This window comes from Dietzia sp. NPDC055877 (genome assembly GCF_053615975.1).
In genome coordinates this window covers 294014-311339 of the sequence record NZ_JBSHCV010000002.1, presented here as the reverse complement: position 1 = coordinate 311339, position 17326 = coordinate 294014, and the positions used below count along the sequence as shown (strand labels likewise).

At 69.7% G+C, this 17326-nt stretch carries 21 protein-coding genes; 2 read left to right on the top strand and 19 right to left on the bottom strand.

Going from position 1 to position 17326, the window contains the following annotated elements:
- Window positions 1–8 precede the first annotated feature (8 nt).
- Window positions 9–1451 (bottom strand): type VII secretion protein EccB, encoded by a 1443-nt coding sequence (gene eccB / locus ACWGLC_RS03700; RefSeq protein ID WP_452098617.1) that lies wholly within the window; start codon window positions 1449–1451, stop codon window positions 9–11.
- Between the two features lie 120 nt (window positions 1452–1571).
- Here eccB and ACWGLC_RS03695 point away from each other — a divergent pair, with 120 nt between their 5' ends.
- The gene (locus ACWGLC_RS03695; RefSeq protein ID WP_452098616.1) at window positions 1572–3218 is read left to right on the top strand and encodes a type VII secretion protein EccE; all 1647 of its coding nucleotides are present in this window, start codon (window positions 1572–1574) and stop codon (window positions 3216–3218) included.
- Here the strand turns inward: ACWGLC_RS03695 and ACWGLC_RS03690 are convergent.
- Window positions 3172–4257, bottom strand: a complete 1086-nt coding sequence (locus tag ACWGLC_RS03690) for a DUF695 domain-containing protein (RefSeq protein ID WP_452098615.1) — start codon at window positions 4255–4257, stop codon at window positions 3172–3174. The two genes, ACWGLC_RS03695 and ACWGLC_RS03690, sit on opposite strands and share 47 nt — an antisense overlap.
- Before the next feature lie 220 nt (window positions 4258–4477).
- Complete coding sequence (gene truA, locus ACWGLC_RS03685; protein ID WP_452098614.1) at window positions 4478–5371, bottom strand: tRNA pseudouridine(38-40) synthase TruA; 894 nt, start codon at window positions 5369–5371, stop codon at window positions 4478–4480.
- 81 nt (window positions 5372–5452) lie between these two features.
- Between truA and ACWGLC_RS03680 the strand changes: the two genes are divergently transcribed.
- Window positions 5453–6508 (top strand): SGNH/GDSL hydrolase family protein, encoded by a 1056-nt coding sequence (locus ACWGLC_RS03680; protein WP_452098613.1) that lies wholly within the window; start codon window positions 5453–5455, stop codon window positions 6506–6508.
- A gap of 108 nt (window positions 6509–6616) precedes the next feature.
- Here ACWGLC_RS03680 and rplQ read toward each other — a convergent pair whose 3' ends face one another.
- The 16 genes from rplQ to rpsH form a co-directional block, all read right to left on the bottom strand.
- Window positions 6617–7201 carry a 50S ribosomal protein L17 gene (gene rplQ, locus ACWGLC_RS03675; protein WP_452098612.1) on the bottom strand — a complete coding sequence of 195 codons (585 nt, stop codon included), beginning with the start codon at window positions 7199–7201 and terminating at the stop codon, window positions 6617–6619.
- Window positions 7202–7236: 35 nt separating this feature from the next.
- Entirely contained in the window at window positions 7237–8271 is a 1035-nt protein-coding gene (locus ACWGLC_RS03670; protein ID WP_230928211.1) for a DNA-directed RNA polymerase subunit alpha, read from the bottom strand.
- A 106-nt stretch (window positions 8272–8377) separates the two neighbouring features.
- The gene (gene rpsD, locus ACWGLC_RS03665; RefSeq protein WP_295651489.1) at window positions 8378–8983 is read right to left on the bottom strand and encodes a 30S ribosomal protein S4; all 606 of its coding nucleotides are present in this window, start codon (window positions 8981–8983) and stop codon (window positions 8378–8380) included.
- A 22-nt stretch (window positions 8984–9005) separates the two neighbouring features.
- A complete protein-coding gene (gene rpsK / locus ACWGLC_RS03660; RefSeq protein ID WP_182631347.1) occupies window positions 9006–9413 on the bottom strand; it encodes a 30S ribosomal protein S11 in 408 nt (135 codons plus the stop codon).
- On the bottom strand, window positions 9413–9781 hold the full coding sequence (rpsM, locus tag ACWGLC_RS03655) for a 30S ribosomal protein S13 (RefSeq protein ID WP_452098611.1): 369 nt from the start codon (window positions 9779–9781) through the stop codon (window positions 9413–9415). The genes rpsK and rpsM overlap by 1 nt, the downstream gene beginning before the upstream one ends.
- Before the next feature lie 168 nt (window positions 9782–9949).
- The gene (infA, locus tag ACWGLC_RS03650; protein WP_006554587.1) at window positions 9950–10171 is read right to left on the bottom strand and encodes a translation initiation factor IF-1; all 222 of its coding nucleotides are present in this window, start codon (window positions 10169–10171) and stop codon (window positions 9950–9952) included.
- Window positions 10172–10292: 121 nt separating this feature from the next.
- Entirely contained in the window at window positions 10293–11576 is a 1284-nt protein-coding gene (locus ACWGLC_RS03645) for a lipase family protein (protein WP_452098610.1), read from the bottom strand.
- A 103-nt stretch (window positions 11577–11679) separates the two neighbouring features.
- Window positions 11680–12483, bottom strand: coding sequence for a type I methionyl aminopeptidase (map, locus tag ACWGLC_RS03640; protein ID WP_452098609.1), 804 nt, complete (start codon window positions 12481–12483; stop codon window positions 11680–11682).
- Window positions 12484–12491: 8 nt separating this feature from the next.
- Window positions 12492–13037 carry an adenylate kinase gene (locus ACWGLC_RS03635; RefSeq protein ID WP_452098608.1) on the bottom strand — a complete coding sequence of 182 codons (546 nt, stop codon included), beginning with the start codon at window positions 13035–13037 and terminating at the stop codon, window positions 12492–12494.
- A 50-nt stretch (window positions 13038–13087) separates the two neighbouring features.
- Window positions 13088–14410, bottom strand: a complete 1323-nt coding sequence (gene secY / locus ACWGLC_RS03630) for a preprotein translocase subunit SecY (protein WP_452098607.1) — start codon at window positions 14408–14410, stop codon at window positions 13088–13090.
- Between the two features lie 198 nt (window positions 14411–14608).
- On the bottom strand, window positions 14609–15055 hold the full coding sequence (gene rplO / locus ACWGLC_RS03625) for a 50S ribosomal protein L15 (RefSeq protein WP_452098606.1): 447 nt from the start codon (window positions 15053–15055) through the stop codon (window positions 14609–14611).
- A gap of 2 nt (window positions 15056–15057) precedes the next feature.
- Complete coding sequence (gene rpmD, locus ACWGLC_RS03620) at window positions 15058–15246, bottom strand: 50S ribosomal protein L30 (protein WP_452098740.1); 189 nt, start codon at window positions 15244–15246, stop codon at window positions 15058–15060.
- On the bottom strand, window positions 15243–15899 hold the full coding sequence (rpsE, locus tag ACWGLC_RS03615; RefSeq protein ID WP_230928220.1) for a 30S ribosomal protein S5: 657 nt from the start codon (window positions 15897–15899) through the stop codon (window positions 15243–15245). The genes rpmD and rpsE overlap by 4 nt, the downstream gene beginning before the upstream one ends.
- A 43-nt stretch (window positions 15900–15942) precedes the next feature.
- Window positions 15943–16338: a 50S ribosomal protein L18 gene (gene rplR, locus ACWGLC_RS03610; protein WP_230928221.1), complete on the bottom strand. Its 396-nt coding sequence runs from the start codon at window positions 16336–16338 to the stop codon at window positions 15943–15945.
- A 2-nt stretch (window positions 16339–16340) separates the two neighbouring features.
- Entirely contained in the window at window positions 16341–16877 is a 537-nt protein-coding gene (gene rplF, locus ACWGLC_RS03605) for a 50S ribosomal protein L6 (RefSeq protein WP_230928222.1), read from the bottom strand.
- Window positions 16878–16888: 11 nt separating this feature from the next.
- The gene (gene rpsH, locus ACWGLC_RS03600; RefSeq protein ID WP_230928223.1) at window positions 16889–17287 is read right to left on the bottom strand and encodes a 30S ribosomal protein S8; all 399 of its coding nucleotides are present in this window, start codon (window positions 17285–17287) and stop codon (window positions 16889–16891) included.
- Window positions 17288–17326: the final 39 nt, after the last annotated feature.

The window sequence follows — 17326 nt, the reverse complement described above, 5'->3', positions numbered from 1 at the left end:
CCGCGGCGTCAGCCGGTCGGCTGCTCGTCTCCGGCCAGGGTCAGGTCCGAGCCGTCGCGGCTGACGAGCGCGGTGGCGCGGTCCAGCCGCGGCCCGGCCGGCAGCCGGTCGAGGATGCCGCCGTCCGTCGGCACGGCGGCGCCGCCGAGTCCGAGAACCGCGGCGGTCTCGTCGTCCGGCACGTCGAATCGCACCCCCGTGTCGGCGACGATCGTCGTGACCGCCCCGCGCGTCGTGGTGCCACGCCCCGCCGCGGCCACCATCAGGCCGCCACCGGGGACGCCCACGGCGTCCACCGCGGGCCCCGCGCCGTCCGCACCCGCCACCGGACGTGCCTCGGTCGGACCCGGGGCGGGGGCGCCCGCGATGATCGCCATCCGCCGCACCGACGCGTCCCCGTCGGCGGCCTCGCGCACACACAGCACCGGGGAATCGGCCGCCGCCAACACCGAGGCCCGGGTGCGGGGAAACGCCTCGACGTCCAGCGCCACCGAGCGCGGCACCCCCATCCGATCCGGGGCGATGTCCACCACCGCGCCGACCGTGGAGGTCGACCGGATCACGTCGGCGAGCACCGGCCCCACCTCCTGGACCCCGTCGGCCAGGGCGACGTGGGCCCGCGGCCCGCTCGCGGTGTCCACGGTGAAGACCTGCCCGATGCGCAACCCGGCCAACCCGTAGTCGACCGGCTCGCCGATCATGTCGATCTCCGGCCGGGCGACCCGGTCGAGTTCCGGTAGCGGGTCGAGCAGAGCCGCCGTCACAGGGCGGGGGTCCACGCCGCCCAGCCCCAGGATCGACAGCAGGTCGGAGTCCTCGAGATCGATACGCGCCCGCGCCCCGTCGCGCAGCAGCCACCCCTCGCCACCGGTCTCGACCAGCACGATCTCGTCGGCATCCGTCTCCCGTCCCGGACCGGCCCCCTCCCGCGCGACGACGCTCGTGCCCACCACGCGCGGGCGGCCCCGGTCGGCGTCGGCGACCTCGTCACACACCGACCACGACACGGCCGCGGCCGCGTCAGCATCACGGTAACCGGGCAGCGCCGAGGGCGCCCCCGGAATACCCAGCAGTCCGCCGCGGGCGGTTCCCTCGATGTCCGAGTCGCGCACGGTCTCGGGTTCGGCCGGCTCGCCCACGACGAGCCGCGCCGAGGCCAGGTTGTGGACCGGGTGGACGCGGTCACCGGCACGGACATACATCTGACCGGAGTCGCGCCCCACCATGATCGCGGTGCGGTCGACGTCCGGCGCCGGGTCGAGCAGCGCCAGTACAGCCGCCCCGGCCACGCCCACGACCGCCGCGACCACCCCGACCGTCAGTCCTGTCGCCTGGCGCTTGAGGGGGTCGTGCAGCATCCGGACGTCACGCGAGACCACCGCGTGGCGGGCTCGCCGGGCGAGGAAGCGATGCCCGTCCACCTGCGCCTTGGTCGTGGGTCTGAGCGGCACGCCCCGCCTTTCGTTCGCCCGATGTTGACGCCCCTTGACCGGGGTCACCGGGGGTAGGCTACGCGACGACCCGGTCCTGATGGCCGGTCATCCCGGGCCGTCCGGCGCGACGACCGGCGGATGTCGGTGCGCGAGGAGGACGAGCTCATGTCGGCGGTCCCCACGCTGCTCGGACTGGCCGCGACGGTGGCGGCCACGGTGCTGCTCACGGTCCTCAGCCCGGCGTCGCTGCAGCCGTGGGTGCAACTGCTGGTCGCGTGTGGGATCGCCGCGGTCGTCGCCGCGCGACGTCGCGGACGCCCGCTGCTCGCGCGCGATCCGGCGCCGCGGAAGGTGCCGGTCGACGTGGTGGATCTGCGCGCACCGGACCGCTCCGTCGTGGGCTGTGTCGAAGGCGACAGCGTGGTCACGACCGCCGTCGAGATCTCCGCCGGCGCCTACGTCCCGACCGTGGTGGGGCGCGATGCCCCGGGCGATCACCGCGGCGGCCGCCTGCCGCTCGCCGCGATCGCGCGGCAGCTCGACCAGGGTGGGATCGTGATGGAGGGGATCGACGTCGTGGTGCGCGGCCGGCGTGCCGCACGAGGCGACGACGGCGAGGTGTACGCGCAGCTCGTCGGGCCGTTGGCCCTGATCTCGCACCGGAGCGTCCACCTGTTGCTCCGCTTCGACCTGGCGCCGCTCGCGCTGCGCGGCTCCGCGGGGGCGGAGGCGCCGTTGGACCATGTCGTGGCGGTGGCGACCGAGCGGGTGCGCCGTGCTCTGGTCCACCACGGGATGCCGTGCCGGGTGCTCGACGCCACCGAACTCGCCGAGCTCTACGTGGAGGCCGAGGCGAGCCCGGGCGACGGGCGGGGGCTGGTCCTGCGCCCGGCCGCGGATCCGCGGGTGGTGAGTGACCGACTCGCCGCGGTCCGTGCCGCCGAGATCACCGAGGTCGTACGCCTTCGCCGGGTCCCGGGTCGCACCGATGTGGTGGACACGGTGACCACCGTCGGCCTCACCGGGATCTCCGACGGCGCCGTGGACGAGGTCACGTCCGGATGCCACCGTCTTTCGAACCCCGCCGTGCTCCCGGTGCCGGGCGAGCCGATGCCCGGGACCGTCTCGGGCTGTCTCGACCGGCGCCGCATCGACAGGCTCGACGAGGCAGCCCTGCCCGCCCATGGCGCCGGACAGATCCTCGGCGCCACTCGGGACGGCGGCGCTGCCGCTGTCCAGCTGGCCGGGCCGCACCTGCGGTCGGTGCTCCTCACGGCCAGGCCCCCGGTCTGTCGCCAGGTCGCGTTTCGCGCGGTGGCGGCCGGCTACCGGATCGCGGTGGTGACCGATGTCCCCGACCGGTGGCGGCCCCTGCTGCGGATCGGCGACGAGGCCCGGTACCGGATCGTCCACCCGGACGCCTCGGACGCGGGAGCTCCCGTCGACGCGGTGATGTGGGACGTCGACGGCCCGCTCAGCGAGGCCAGGATCGACGCCCTGGCCGGCCCGGGAGGACCCGACGTCACCCCGCCGACGGTCATCCGCGTGGACGCCGACTGGGAGCTTCGCGGCGGGCGCGGCCTCAGGTCCGCCGCGCCCCCGGATCTGGTGCTGGACGGCCGGATCGACGGCTGGATCTCGGTCGAGCCCCGCGCGGACGAGTCCGGCATGGGCGAGTCGGTGCGCGTCTCCGTGGTCGTGGGCCCCGGCGAGGAGGCGTTCGTGGGGCCGGCAGCCCTCACACCCGCAGGTGCTGCACCTTCCGCCAGCCCGGATCATCCGTGATGGTGACGGTCACCTCGCCCTGATCCCAGCCGCACGCCGCGGCGCGTAGTTGCTCGTGTGCCGGGGTGGTGGAGTCCACATAGAAGTGCAGCAGCCGCGCGCCGTCACAACTCTCCGCGCCCACGCACTCCCCGGTGCCCTCGAGCCGCTCCACCAGGTGATCCTCGAGATCCCGCAGGCCGGGCAGCGAGAGCGAGCCGGGCAGCCCCCCGTCCTCAACATCCGTATAGGGAACGTTCACGGCCACGTGACGGTCGAAATGCGGGGCGGACAGGGACACGAGCGGTACCCGCACCACCGCCACGAGCGGACCGCTGCACGTGTCGCCGTGGAGGATCTGCCAGGCCGGGTCACCCAGCTCGTCGGTGTTGTCCACCGACAGCTCGCTGAGGATCCGGGGTAGCTCACCCAACGCCACCGCGTCGTCGCCCGGCGCGATCGCATTGGCGCGGATCACGCCCACCCAGGTCTCCACCTGCTCCTCGCCGCAGACCGCGTCCAACAGCAGGTACGCGGCGATGCTCGCGTCCGCCCCCACCAGACCCGCGAAGCCCGGGTGGTGCACGGTGATATCCGCCCGCGCCAGCCCCAGATCCACAACCACCTCCGCCTCATCGAATCCCAGGCGGCGATCGCGGAAGTACATCGCGCAGCCGCGGACCGGTTCACGGAGGTCGGCGTAGCTCCACGTCGCGTCCGCGGCCGGGGCCGAGGCGAGCCACCTGCGGGCCGCGCCCCGCAGCTCCGGGACCCCCGCGGCGGTGACGGTCAGCCTGTGCGGCTCCCCTTCGGCGGCTGGGATGAACTCCCACGACAACCCGGGGTCGATGGCCTCGACCAGCGAGGTGATCTCGGGGACCACACGGCGCCCGTCCCCCGAGTCCAGGGCCGCGGTCGCGCGCCCGCGACCGCCCTCGGCCCACCACCGCCAGAACGCGGTGACGGCCCGGTCGGACCGCAGGCGGGCGGTCTCGATGCGTACTCCGGAGAAGTCCAGCGACCGCGAGAGCTGCCGGGGTCGCGCCGCACCGATCGCCATCTGTTCTCCTTCCGCAGGTGCCAGGGGCCCGTGGGCCCAACCTGCCCCCAGTATCCGGATAACCGGCCACCTGTGCCCGCAGCGCCACACCCGGGCGGGTCGGCGGCAGGTCGGAGGCGGTGCCGACGCCACGGGGCGTCGGCGCAGGGACGCTCGCACGAGACGGGAAGTGCGGACAGGGCGGGCGCCGCGGACGGGCGAACCGCACGGACCGCGGCTCCTACCCGCAGCAGGAACCGCCGGCCGGTCCCGGCGTCCCCGGAGCCTGCCGCACCTCGCGGGTGACGAGGTTGCGGGCGGCGAGCTCGTCGTCGTCGGGATAGTCGACCCGCACCAACGCCAGCCCGCGCGCGGGCGCCACCGGCACCGCCGACGACCGCTGCGTCTCCGACAACAGACCGGTGATCCAGTCGAGGCTGCGCCGCCCCTCCCCCACGGCCATCACGCCGCCCACCAGACTGCGCACCATCGACCAGCAGAACGCGTCGGCACTCACACTCGCCGTCCACACCTCGGCGGCCCCGGGCGCATCCGGGCCCCGCGGGTCCGGCTCCACGCGCCAGTCAAACCGCTGCAGCTCGCGCACCGTCGTGGCACCCTCACGGCGTCGACAGAACGCCGCGAAATCGTGCAGGCCCAGCAGCCGCTCGGAGGCCTTCCGCACCAGGTCGAGATCCGCCTGCCGCTGCCAGGCCGCGGTGTCGCGGGCCCGCGTCGGCTCGGCGCCCCACGGCGCGGTGGTGAGCCGGTACTCGTAATGGCGGCGCAGGGCCGAGAAGCGGGCGTCGAACTCGGCGGGGGCCCAGCGGGCGCCCATCACCGCGACGTCGTCCGGCAGCAGCCGCGCCAACCGCCGCACCAGCAGCTCGGGGCGCCCCTCGAAGGAGCGCTGGTCGAGCCAGGCGGGGTCCACGTCGAGGTGGCAGACCTGGGCGCGCGCGTGGACGCCGGCGTCGGTCCGGCCGGCGACGGTCACCGTCACAGGCTCCCGCAGGACCTTCGCGAGCTCGGTTTCGAGGGTCCCGCACACGGTGCGCAGGCCGGGCTGGCGGGCCCACCCGGAGAAATCGGTGCCGTCGTAGGCGACGTCGAGGCGGATCCGGCGGGTGCTCACGGACTACAGACGCTAGTCCACGCCCGTGCACTGACGCCACGCGCCCGGCCCGACCCGCGCCGCCTGCGGCAGGATGGGTAGATGTCGTCGTCCTCGTCCTCCCCTCATCCTGCGTCGCGCCACCCGGCACCGCGCGCGGCCCCACGGACGACGCCCCGCGCCGCGCTTCTCGCCGCGGGAGCGGCGGCCGCCCTGGCACTGGGAGCCTGCACCGCCGACGACGACAACGCCGCCGCCGACCCCACGCCCACCGGCAGCGCCACGGCAGTCGAGGACGACACCGGCGCAGGGGCGCGGTCCGGCTCCGGATCCGCCCCCGGCTCCGGACCCGACACCGCGCCCGCGTACTCCCGGTACGTCGCGCTGGGCGACTCCTTCGCCGCGTTCGGCCCCGTCGACGCGCCCACCACCGGGCCGTCGCGGTGCTACCGCTCGACCCGCAACTACCCGGCGTTGGTCGCCGAACGCCTCGGCGGCGGCCCCTCAGGCGATGTCTCCAGCGCACGCACCGGCGGGCCCGGCGCCGTCGAGTTCGTCGACGCGACGTGCGGCGGAGCCCGGACCCGCGACATGATCGGCGCGCAGCGACCGGACATCCCGGCCCAGTTCGCGGCGCTGACGGCCGACACGGACCTGGTCACGCTCTCGATCGGCGGCAACGACATCGGCTTCGGTGACATCGCCGGGTGCGTGACGAGCACCCGCGCCGACACCGGCGCCCCGTGCCGCGATCGGCTGGAGGCGCTCGTCACGGACGCGCTCGGCGCCCTTCCCGACGCGCTCGACGCGGTGTACGCACGCATCGGTGAGCTCGCTCCCGAAGCGCGGGTCGTCACCACCGGCTACATGCCACTCGTACCGGCACACGGCGGCTGCGGGTTCGTGTCCGCCATGGCCCCCGGCGACGTGACGTGGACCCGCCAGGTGACCGAGCGGATCAACCTCCTCGTCGCGGACGCCGCCGAGCGGGCCGGCGCGGAACCGGTCATGCCCGTCGACGCCGCGGATCGTCACGCGTGCGCCCCGGCCGGCGAGCGGTACACGGACTTCACCGGCGCCGGGACGGGCTCGCACCCGATGCACCCGACCGCCGAGGGGCAGGCCGCCATGGCGGACGCGGTGACCGCGGTGCTGTGACCACCAGATCCTGAACAGGTCCGGGAACCTGACAACCCCGGGAAGACGACGTAGGCCCCGTCTCCGCGGGAAGCGGAGACGGGGCCTACGTCTGTGATCGTGGGTCGATCAGGCCTTGTCGGCGTCGTCGGCGTGGGTCGTGTCCTCGGACACGGCCTCCGCGGTCTCGACGGCGGTCTCGACCTCGGCCTCGTCAGCTGCCTCGACCTGGTCGGCGACCGGGCTGTTGGCCTCCGCCTCGGCGGTCACGTCGTCGGCGGACTCCTCGGCCGGCTTCTCCGAGGCCTTCTTCGAGGCGGCGGCGCGGGTGGCGCGCGAGGCCTCGGCGGAGGCGAGCTCCTCGGTCACGAGCGCGATCATCGCCATGGGCGCGTTGTCGCCCTTGCGGTTCTCGAGCTTGATGATCCGGGTGTAGCCACCGTCGCGGTTCTCGACCCGGGGGCCGATCTCTGCGAACAGCTTGTGCAGCACGTCCTTGTCGCGGATGACCTTGGCCGCCTCGCGGCGGTCGGCCAGCGTGCCACGGCGAGCCTTGGTGATCAGCTTCTCCGCGTAGGGACGCAGCAGCTTCGCCTTGGTCTCGGTGGTGCGGATGGCATCATGCTCGAACAGCTGGGTGGCCAGGTTCGAGAGGATGAGCCGCTGGTGGGCGGCGGATCCGCCGAGGCGGGCGCCCTTCTTGGGCTTGGGCATCAGATTCTCCTAGGAATTTGTGTGCCGAGCGCTCGTCAGAGCTGCTCGGTCTCGGCGTAATCCTCGCCGCCCTCGTCGGTCCAGGTCCCGGTCTCGGCGTCGTAGCCGGCAACCGAGGCGGGATCGAATCCGGGAGGCGCGTCCTTGAGCGAGAGGCCGAGCTCGACGAGCTTGACCTTGACCTCGTCGATCGACTTCTGACCGAAGTTGCGGATGTCGAGCAGATCCGACTCGCTGCGCGCGACGAGCTCGCCCACGGTGTGGACGCCCTCACGCTTGAGGCAGTTGTAGGACCGAACCGACAGATCCAGGTCGTCGATGGGCATGCCGTAGGCGGCGATGTGATCGGCCTCTGCCGGGCTGGGCCCGATCTCGATGCCTTCCGCCTCCTCGTTGAGCTCACGGGCCAGCCCGAACAGCTCCACGAGGGTCTTACCGGCGGACGCCAGGGCGTCACGAGCGGTCATCGAGTTCTTGGTCTCGACGTCCAGGACCAGACGGTCGAAGTCCGTGCGCTGGTGCACACGGGTCGCCTCGACCTTGTAGGTCACCTTCAGGACCGGCGAGTAGATCGAGTCGACCGGAATACGGCCGATCTCGTGACCCGCGTCCTTGTTCAGCCCGGCGGGGACGTAACCACGGCCCCGCTCGACGACGAGCTCGATCTCCAGACGCCCCTTCTCGTTGAGAGTGGCGATGTGCAGGTCCGGGTTGTGCACCTCGACGCCGGCGGGGGGAACGATGTCACCAGCGGTGACGACGCCCGGTCCCTGCTTCTTGAGGTACATCGTGACCGGCTCGTCCTCGACGGACGAGACGACCAGGCCCTTGAGGTTCAGGATGATGTCGGTGACATCCTCCTTCACGCCCGGCACGGTGGTGAACTCGTGCAGGACACCCTCGATGCGGATACTGGTGACGGCCGCGCCCGGGATGGACGACAGCAGCGTGCGACGCAGCGAGTTGCCGATGGTGTAGCCGAAGCCCGGCTCGAGAGGCTCGAGCACAAAGCGCGACCGGTTCTCGGAGATGACCTCTTCGGTCAGGGTGGGCCGCTGGGAGATGAGCATGTGCTACCTCTTTCGATTCTCGGCGCCCGCTATTTGACGCCGTGGGAACCCACCGTCGCCGGGCGGGCTGCGTTACGCGGCCCGCCCGGCGACGGTGGAGGACAGATCACTTCGAGTAGAGCTCGACGATCAACTGCTCCTGCAGCGGCACCTCGATCTGGGCGCGCTCGGGGAGCTGGTGGACGAGGATGCGGAGGTTCGTAGGAACCACCTGCAGCCACGCCGGGACAGGACGCTCGCCGAGGGACTCCTGGGCGATCTCGAACCAGTCCATCTTGGTGGACTTGGGACGGACGTCGATGATGTCGTATTGCGAGACGCGGTAGCTCGGGATGGTCACCTTCTGGTCGTTGACCAGCAGGTGCCCGTGGCTCACGAGCTGACGTGCCTGACGACGCGTCTGCGCGAGACCCGCGCGGTAGACGACGTTGTCCAGTCGCGACTCGAGAATCTGGAGGAGATTCTCACCGGTCTTGCCGGCGCGACGGTTCGCCTCCTCGTAGTAACGACGGAACTGCTTCTCCATGACGCCGTAGGTGAAGCGGGCCTTCTGCTTCTCCTGCAGCTGGAGGCGGTACTCGGACTCCTTGATCCGCGCACGGCCATGGTGACCGGGCGGGAAGGGCCGACGCTCGAATGCGGTGTCCCCACCCACGAGGTCGACGCCGAGACGACGCGACTTGCGGGTGGCTGGGCCGGTGTAACGTGCCATTGTTTTCTACGTTCCTTCCGGCTCAGACTCGACGCCGCTTGGGCGGACGGCAGCCGTTGTGGGGCTGGGGGGTGACATCGGAGATCGTGCCCACCTCGAGGCCGGCGGCCTGGAGCGAGCGGATCGCGGTCTCACGGCCCGAGCCGGGGCCCTTGACGAACACGTCGACCTTCTTCATGCCGTGCTCCTGCGCCTTGCGGGCAGCGTTCTCGGCGGCCAGCTGGGCGGCGAAGGGCGTCGACTTGCGCGACCCCTTGAAGCCGACGTGACCCGAGGACGCCCAGGACAGGACGGCACCGGTGGGGTCGGTGATCGAGACGATGGTGTTGTTGAACGTGCTCTTGATATGAGCCTGCCCGTGGGCGACGTTCTTCTTCTCCCTGCGACGACCCGACTTCTTGGGGCCCGCAGCGCGTGACTTGGGGGGCATTACTTCTTCTTTCCGGCGACGGTCTTCTTCGGACCCTTACGGGAACGGGCGTTGGTCTTGGTGCGCTGACCACGGACGGGCAGGCCACGACGGTGGCGGAGCCCCTGGTAGCTACCGATCTCGATCTTCCGGCGGATGTCGCCCTGGATCTCGCGGCGAAGGTCACCCTCCACCTTGTAGTTGCCCTCGATGTCGTCACGAAGGACGGTCAGCTGCTCATCGGTGAGGTCCTTGGTGCGCTGGTTCGGGTCGATGCCCGTACGCTCCAGGATCTCGAGCGACCGGGTGCGACCGATGCCGAAAATGTAGGTGAGCGCGATCTCCATGCGCTTGTCGCGAGGGAGATCAACGCCGGCAAGGCGTGCCATGTGGCGTATCTCTTTCGTCGTGCGGTAGGTCTGCTCCCCGACCGCCCCCTGCCCGGATGGTCATCTCACGATGAGCGATCCGTTCGGGGCCCCGGCCTCCGCAACCGAGGGTGTGAACCCGCCGTACCCACGAGGGGGCGCGGCGGCTGGTTCAGGGAGTTGAACGTCTTACTTGTAGCGGTAGACGATCCGGCCACGCGTCAGGTCGTAGGGCGAGAGCTCCACGACGACGCGATCCTCCGGAAGGATGCGGATGTAGTGCTGCCGCATCTTCCCGCTGATGTGAGCGAGGACCTTGTGCCCGTTCTCGAGTTCGATGCGGAACATAGCGTTCGGCAACGGCTCGATGACACGGCCCTCGACCTCGATGGCTCCGTCTTTCTTTGCCATGCTGGTTACGGTCCTCCACGATTCCCCGGGTGACGTCTACCGGATTGTGGTGCACTGGTGGGCACACCGACGTATAAGCCTACGTCAGTGGCCCCCGCTGCGCCAATCGCGCCGGAACCGGTCAGTGGTAGCAGGCGGATCCCGCGGGCACGCCGTCGAACCGCTGCTGCAACCACCCCAGTGCCGCCGGCAGCTTCTCGACCGCCCCGAGAAGGTGCTCGGGGGCGAACCCGGGCTCCCACGTGACCGGCGATCCCTCACGGCAGTACCGCTTCGCGGTCTCCTCCGCGTCCCAGAACGGCACCAGTGGATCGGTGCCCGAGTGCCACATGTAGACCGGCACCCGGGGGACATCAGGACTCAGGCGAATGCTGTTGTCCGCGAGCGCGCGCATCAGGCCCTCCTCCGCCATGAGGTTCCCCCCGTTCAGCACCATCGGCACCGACTTGAAGGCCCCACGGGTCAGCAGCGTGGCGGTGCACCTGTCCCGGACCTGGTTGTAGAGCCCCCAGCCCTCCGGCGTCAACTTCTCCTCGAGTCGGATCTCCTCCGGGTACTCGCGCGCCATCCCCACCGCGGCGGCGAAGGCCAGACCGAATGCGGGATGCGGGTCGTTGCCGATCATGCGGGCCATCGTGGTCATGTCCGTCGGGACGCCGCCCTGGGCCACACCGACCAGATTGACGTCGGGCGCGTACTCGTCGTGCAGGAGCGCCACCCAGGCGCTCGCGATGCCCCCACCCGAGTAGCCGAGCGCACCGAATCGGCTCTCCCGGGAGTCGAATCGCGGATCATCCCGCACCGCCCTCATCCCGTCGAGGACGATCCTCGCCGACAGACGGCCACCGGGATAAGCGACCTTCGGACCGAGGTGGTCGGGGATGATGACCGTCCAGCCGCGATCCAGTTGGAAACGCAGGAAGGCCATCGCGTTGTCCTGGACGGTCTCGACCGTCGGATTGACCAGCGTCTCGGTCGGCGCGCATCCCTGCCCGAGCGCGTTGAGGTAGTGCTGGTAGCTCAGGACGGGACCGTTGGGACGCGCATGATGCGGACGCACCACCGTCGCGGTGGCCAGGATCGGACGGTCCGCGGTGTCGGTCGACCGGTAGGCGATCTCGGTGATGCCGTAACCCGCGAAGGCCGGCATCGCGGCGCCACGTGAATTGATGACCTGGCCTGGTCTGGCCTCGGACAGGACCGCCGGATCCGCCTGGTAGAAGGGGCCCGGCCCCGGCTGCGCCATGAGCGAACCGCCGGCGTCGTCCGCCACGGATTGCGCCGCCGCCGACGGCGCGAACGCGCTCGTGAGTTGCCCGGCGATCAGCGCCAGAATCATGAGGACAGTGCCCGCCGCCCACGTCAGTGAGGGGGTCCGACGACCAGCCTGAGGGCGAGAGAGCATGCCGGCACCTTTCGAGGATGGCCTGATGTTCGCGTCGAACACACGATATGCGGAGAAGACTACGTATAAGAAATCGTTCTCGGGTGTCGCACCGGGCCGCCGGTCACTCCCGGGGCCGCGGCGTGAGGATCCGGGGCCCGTCGGCGGTCACGGCGATGGTGTGCTCCCAGTGCGCGGCCGGCGAGCCGTCCACGGTCACGACGGTCCAGTCATCGGACAGGGTCGTGGTGTCCGTCTCTCCGCCGAGGACGAGCATCGGCTCGATCGCCAGGACCGAGCCCTCCTGGAGCCTCGGCCCCCGGCCGGGCTTGCCCTCGTTCGCGAGGAACGGCCATTCGTGCATCTCGCGGCCGATCCCGTGTCCCCCGTAGCCGTCCACGATGCCCAGCGATACGCCGTGCCGCTCCTCGGCGCGGCGGGTCGCGACCTCGAGTGCATGCGAGACGTCCGTGAGCCGGTTACCCGGCCGCATGGCGAGCATGCCCTCGGCCAGGACCTCGCGTGTCGCGTCATTCAGCGCCTGCACCCCGGGCTCGAGCGCCCCGACGCCGAAGGACCAGGCGGAATCGCCGTGCCAGCCGTCGAGTATCGCTCCACAGTCGACGGACACCAGGTCGCCCTCGGCCAGCACCGTGGACGAGCCGGGGATGCCGTGGACCACGACCTCGTTCACCGAGGAACAGACCGACCCCGGGAAACCCTCGTAGCCCTTGAAGGACGGCACCGCACCGGCATCCCGGATCAGTTGTTCGACGATCGCGTCGAGATCAGCGGTCGTCGCTCCGGGAACGGCCGCCTCCCGGGCCGCCACCAGGGCCCGGCCGACGATCCGGCCGGCCGCCTCCATGGCATCGAGTTCACCCGGGGTGCGTGCGGTTACCGCCCCTTTGCGGGATCTACCGAACACGGCGGTCGTCAGCGTCCGAGAGCGGCGAGTGCGCGGGAGTTGATCTCCTCGACCTCACCGACGGCGTCGATGGTCGACACCTGCCCCGCGTAGTACTCCAGCAGAGGTGCGGTCTCCGACTGGTAGACCGACATCCGGTTGCGGATGACGTCCTCCGTGTCGTCCTCGCGGCCGCGGGCCAGCATCCGTGCGACGACCGTGTCCTCGTCCACGCGGAACTCGAGCACGCCGTCGAGCGAGTTGCCCGACTCGGCGAGCATGACCTTCAGCGCATCCGCCTGCTCGACGCTGCGCGGGTAGCCGTCGAGGAGAAAGCCCTCGGTGGCGTCGGGCTCGACGATCCGCGCCTCGACCATGCGGTTGGTGACCTCGGCGGGGACGAGGTTGCCCGCGTCGATGTACGACTTCGCCTCCTTGCCCAGATCGGTCCCCTGCGAGATGTTCGCGCGGAACAGGTCGCCGGTCGAGATGTGGGGCACGCCGAGCTTCTCGGAGAGCAGGGCCGCCTGGGTTCCCTTGCCGGCGCCGGGAGGGCCGAGGAGGACGAGACGCATGGTGATGACCAGCCTTTCTACGGTGTTGTGTTGCGCGTGATCCTGAGCGGCTACTTGAGGAAACCCTCGTAGTTGCGCTGCATCAGCTGCGCCTCGATCTGCTTCACGGTGTCGAGGCCCACGGAGACCATGATGAGCACCGCGGTACCGCCGAACGGCATGTTCTGGAGATCTCCACCCCCGCTGCCCATGTCCAGGAAGATGTTCGGGAGCACCGCGATGAGACCGAGGTACAGGGAGCCGAACAGAAGAATGCGGTTGAGGACGTAGCCCAGGTACTCGGCGGTCGGTCGACCGGGACGGATGCCCGGGATGAAGCCGCCGTACTTCTTCATGTTCTCGGCCTGCTCCATCGGATCGAACTGGATGGCGACGTAGAAGTACGAGAAGAAGATGATCAGGACGAAGTACAGGAGGATGTAGCCCACGCTCGAGGGGTTCTGCAGGTACTGCATGACATAGCGCTGCCAGAATCCATCGCCCGTGCCGTCGGGACCGGAGATCAACTGAGTGATGAGGATCGGCACGTACATCAGCGACGACGCGAAGATGACCGGGATGACGCCGGCCTGGTTGACCTTGAGCGGAAGGTAGGTGGAGGTGCCGCCGTACTGGCGACGTCCGACCATGCGCTTGGCGTACTGGACCGGGATCCGACGCTGACCCTGCTCGACGAAGACGACGGCGACGACGATCAGCACCACGGCGAACATCACCGCGGCGAACTTCAGCGTCGACGAGTTCTGGTAGATGTTCACACCCTCCGCCGGGATGCGGGAGGCGATTCCGGCGAAGATGAGCAGGGACATGCCGTTACCGACGCCACGGTCGGTGATGAGCTCGCCGAACCACATGACGAGAGCGGCGCCGCCGGTCATGACGAGCACGATGGTGATCAGCGTGAGGATGTCGTTGTCCATCAGGACCGACTGGCCGTTGCCGAGGAGCTGACCACGGTCGGCGAGCGCGACGATACCGGCGGACTGGAGGATGGCCAGGGCGATGGTCAGATAACGCGTGTACTGCGTCATCTTGGCCTGGCCCGACTGGCCTTCCTTCTTCAGCTGCTCGAAATGCGGGATGACCACGGTGAGCAGCTGCACGATGATGCTGGCCGTGATGTACGGCATGATGCCGATCGCGAACACCGACAGCTGCAGGAGTGCGCCACCCGAGAAGAGATTGACCAGGGAGTACAACTGCGCGTTGTCTCCGGTCATCGCCGTGTCGAGCAACCCGCGGAGCTTGGGGTAGTCGACGCCGGGCGACGGGATCTGTGCGCCGATCCGGTACAGGATGATGATCCCGAGCGTGAAGAAGATCTTCTTCCTCAGGTCACTGTCCTTGATCGCGGACGCGAGTGCGGAGAGCACATGTCCTCCTGGTCATTGACGGCTCGCGGCCGCCTGTCGTCGAGATCAGATGCGCCGGGAACGGACGGTGAGACCGATCGGTCGGCCCCGGAACGCACAACGGGAAAACTCTATCAAGACGAACGCAGGGGCCGGATCCGAGAGTCTCGGACACGGCCCCTGCACCCGTCGTCGGCCCCGTGGGGGCCGGTCGGGGAATCAGGCCCCGGCCTCCGACACGCTTCCGCCGGCAGCCTCGATCTTGCTCTTGGCCGACGCGGAAACCTTGTCGACGGTCACGGTGACAGCGACGGAGATCTCCCCGTCACCGAGCACCTTGACCGGCTCGTTCTTGCGAACGGCACCCGCGGCGACGAGCTCGGCGACGCCGACCTGCCCGCCGTTCGGGAACAGCCGCTCGATGTCCGAGACATTGACGACCTGGAAGACGACCTTGTTGCGGTTCTTGAAGCCCTTGAGCTTCGGGAGACGCATCTGGATCGGCATCTGGCCGCCCTCGAACCCGGCGGGGACGTTCTTACGGGCCTTGGTGCCCTTGGTGCCGCGGCCGGCGGTCTTGCCCTTCGAACCCTCACCACGACCGACACGGGTCTTCTCGGTGTGGGCACCGGGCGCCGGGCGCAGGTGGTGCAACTTGATGCTCATGCTCACTCCGTCTCTTCGACCACGACGAGGTGGTTCACGACGTTGATGAGACCCCGGGTCTGCGCGTTGTCCTCACGCACGACCGACTTCCGGATGCCCTTGAGGCCGAGCGTACGCAGGGAGTCCCGCTGGTTCTTCTTGGACCCGATGGTCCCGCGGACCTGGGTGATCTTGAGGTTAGCCATGATCAGGCCCCCTGTCCGGCACGGGCGCGGAGCATGCCCGCGGGAGCGACGTCCTCGATCGGAAGCCCACGACGAGCCGCGACCTCCTCCGGACGATGCAGGCCCTTGAGCGCGGCCACGGTGGCGTGAACGACATTGATCGCGTTGTCCGACCCCAGCGACTTGCACAGGATGTCGTTGACGCCGGCACACTCCAGCACGGCGCGGGCGGCGCCGCCGGCGATGACACCGGTACCGGGCGAAGCCGGACGGAGCATGACGACACCGGCGGCCTCCTCACCCTGGATCGGGTGGGGGATGGTGGAGCCGATGAGCGGAACGCGGAAGAAGTTCTTCCGGGCCTCCTCGGCACCCTTCTGGATGGCCGCCGGCACCTCCTTGGCCTTGCCGTAGCCGACGCCGACCATGCCGTTACCGTCACCGAGGATCACGAGGGCGGTGAAGCTGAAGCGACGGCCACCCTTCACGACCTTGGAGACGCGGTTGATGGTGACGACGCGCTCGATGTACTGCGACTTCTCCTCGTCGCGACCCCGACGGTCGTCGCGGCCCCGACCACGGCCACGGTCGTTGCCGCGGCCCTGGGCGTTGTCGTTGGTGTTCTTGTTGTCTGCGGCGGGCCCGTTGCTTCCGCCGTCACGACGCTGACGTCCCGGCATCAGACGGTCCTTCCATTAGCGGTCAGTGCAGTGGTGTTGATCATCAGAACTCCAGCCCACCCTCGCGGGCGGCGTCGGCGAGCGACGCGATCCGGCCGTGGTACCGGTTGCCACCACGGTCGAACACGACTGCGTCGATGCCGGCGGCCTTCGCACGCTCGGCCAGGAGCTGGCCGACCTTCGCGCTGCGGGCCTTCTTGTCGCCCTCGAGTGCACGCACATCGGCCTCGATGGTCGACGCGGCGGCCAACGTACGGCCGGCCAGGTCGTCGACGATCTGGGCGTGCATGTGGCGCGAGGACCGGTTCACGACCAACCGCGGACGCTCCGGCGTACCGGAGACCTTCTTGCGGAGGCGGTAATGGCGCCGGGCGCGGCTCTCCCGACGTGCGGTCGAGGCATCGGTACCCAGCGGGGAACGCTTCTTGGTGCTGCTCATGATCACTTACCCGTCTTTCCGACCTTGCGACGGACCTGCTCGCCCGCGTAGCGGATGCCCTTACCCTTGTACGGGTCGTGCTTCCGCAGTCGCTTGATGTTGGCGGCGATCTGGCCCACCTGCTGCTTGTCGATACCGGAGATCGAGAACTTGGTCGCACCGTCCACGGCGAACGCGATGCCGTCGGGAGCGGTGACCGGTACCGGGTGCGAGTAGCCGAGCGCGAACTCGAGGTCCTTGCCCTTGGCCACGACGCGGTAACCGACGCCGAAGATCTCCATGTCCTGCTTGTAGCCCTCGGTGACGCCGACGACCATGTTGTTGATCAGCGAGCGCGAGAGGCCGTGCAGGGAGCGGTTGTCGCGGTGGTCATCGGGACGGTTCACCGTGAGGGTGCCCTCCTCGATCGTCACCGAGATGGGGTCGGGCAGCACCTGGGTGAGCTCACCCTTGGGGCCCTTGACCGTGACGGTCTGGCCGTCGACCTTGATGTCGACACCGGACGGGACGTTGATCGGAGCCTTGCCGATACGTGACATTTCTCGCCCCCTTACCAGACGTAGGCGAGGACTTCCCCGCCCACCTTCTTGTTGTTCGCCTGACGGTCGGTGAGGAGCCCCTGGGAGGTCGAGATGATCGCGACACCCAGGCCACCGAGGACCTTGGGCAGCTCGGTCGACTTGGCATACACGCGCAGACCCGGCTTGGAGATGCGCTTGATGCCCTGGATGCTCCGCTGGCGCGACGGGCCGTACTTGAGGTCGATTGTGAGCTTCTTGCCCACCTCGGCGTCGGCCACGGCGTAGTCGGCGATGTAGCCCTCCTGCTTGAGGATCGCCGCGATGTTGCCCTTGAGCTTGGAATGCGGCATCGACACGGTTTCGTGGAACGCCGAATTGGCGTTACGCACACGCGTCAGCATGTCCGCGATGGGATCGGTCATCGACATGGATGGACCATGTTCCTTTCTCGTAACGGTTCCCATGCA

What these genes read in the sequence shown, in the direction of transcription:
- rpsM (WP_452098611.1), bottom strand. Translation starts at nt 9,781, where the DNA reads ATGGCACGCCTTGCCGGCGTTGATCTCCCTCGCGACAAGCGCATGGAG.
- rpsE (WP_230928220.1), bottom strand. Translation starts at nt 15,899, where the DNA reads ATGCCGGGACGTCAGCGTCGTGACGGCGGAAGCAACGGGCCCGCCGCA.
- rpsK (WP_182631347.1), bottom strand. Translation starts at nt 9,413, where the DNA reads ATGCCCCCCAAGTCACGCGCTGCGGGCCCCAAGAAGTCGGGTCGTCGC.
- rplF (WP_230928222.1), bottom strand. Translation starts at nt 16,877, where the DNA reads ATGTCACGTATCGGCAAGGCTCCGATCAACGTCCCGTCCGGTGTCGAC.
- rplO (WP_452098606.1), bottom strand. Translation starts at nt 15,055, where the DNA reads ATGAGCATCAAGTTGCACCACCTGCGCCCGGCGCCCGGTGCCCACACC.
- ACWGLC_RS03690 (WP_452098615.1), bottom strand. Translation starts at nt 4,257, where the DNA reads ATGGCGATCGGTGCGGCGCGACCCCGGCAGCTCTCGCGGTCGCTGGAC.
- ACWGLC_RS03645 (WP_452098610.1), bottom strand. Translation starts at nt 11,576, where the DNA reads ATGCTCTCTCGCCCTCAGGCTGGTCGTCGGACCCCCTCACTGACGTGG.
- rpsD (WP_295651489.1), bottom strand. Translation starts at nt 8,983, where the DNA reads ATGGCACGTTACACCGGCCCAGCCACCCGCAAGTCGCGTCGTCTCGGC.
- ACWGLC_RS03695 (WP_452098616.1), top strand. Translation starts at nt 1,572, where the DNA reads ATGTCGGTGCGCGAGGAGGACGAGCTCATGTCGGCGGTCCCCACGCTG.
- rplQ (WP_452098612.1), bottom strand. Translation starts at nt 7,201, where the DNA reads ATGCCCAAGCCCAAGAAGGGCGCCCGCCTCGGCGGATCCGCCGCCCAC.
- ACWGLC_RS03670 (WP_230928211.1), bottom strand. Translation starts at nt 8,271, where the DNA reads ATGCTCATCTCCCAGCGGCCCACCCTGACCGAAGAGGTCATCTCCGAG.
- infA (WP_006554587.1), bottom strand. Translation starts at nt 10,171, where the DNA reads ATGGCAAAGAAAGACGGAGCCATCGAGGTCGAGGGCCGTGTCATCGAG.
- ACWGLC_RS03635 (WP_452098608.1), bottom strand. Translation starts at nt 13,037, where the DNA reads ATGCGTCTCGTCCTCCTCGGCCCTCCCGGCGCCGGCAAGGGAACCCAG.
- rplR (WP_230928221.1), bottom strand. Translation starts at nt 16,338, where the DNA reads ATGAGCAGCACCAAGAAGCGTTCCCCGCTGGGTACCGATGCCTCGACC.
- rpsH (WP_230928223.1), bottom strand. Translation starts at nt 17,287, where the DNA reads ATGTCGATGACCGATCCCATCGCGGACATGCTGACGCGTGTGCGTAAC.
- ACWGLC_RS03680 (WP_452098613.1), top strand. Translation starts at nt 5,453, where the DNA reads ATGTCGTCGTCCTCGTCCTCCCCTCATCCTGCGTCGCGCCACCCGGCA.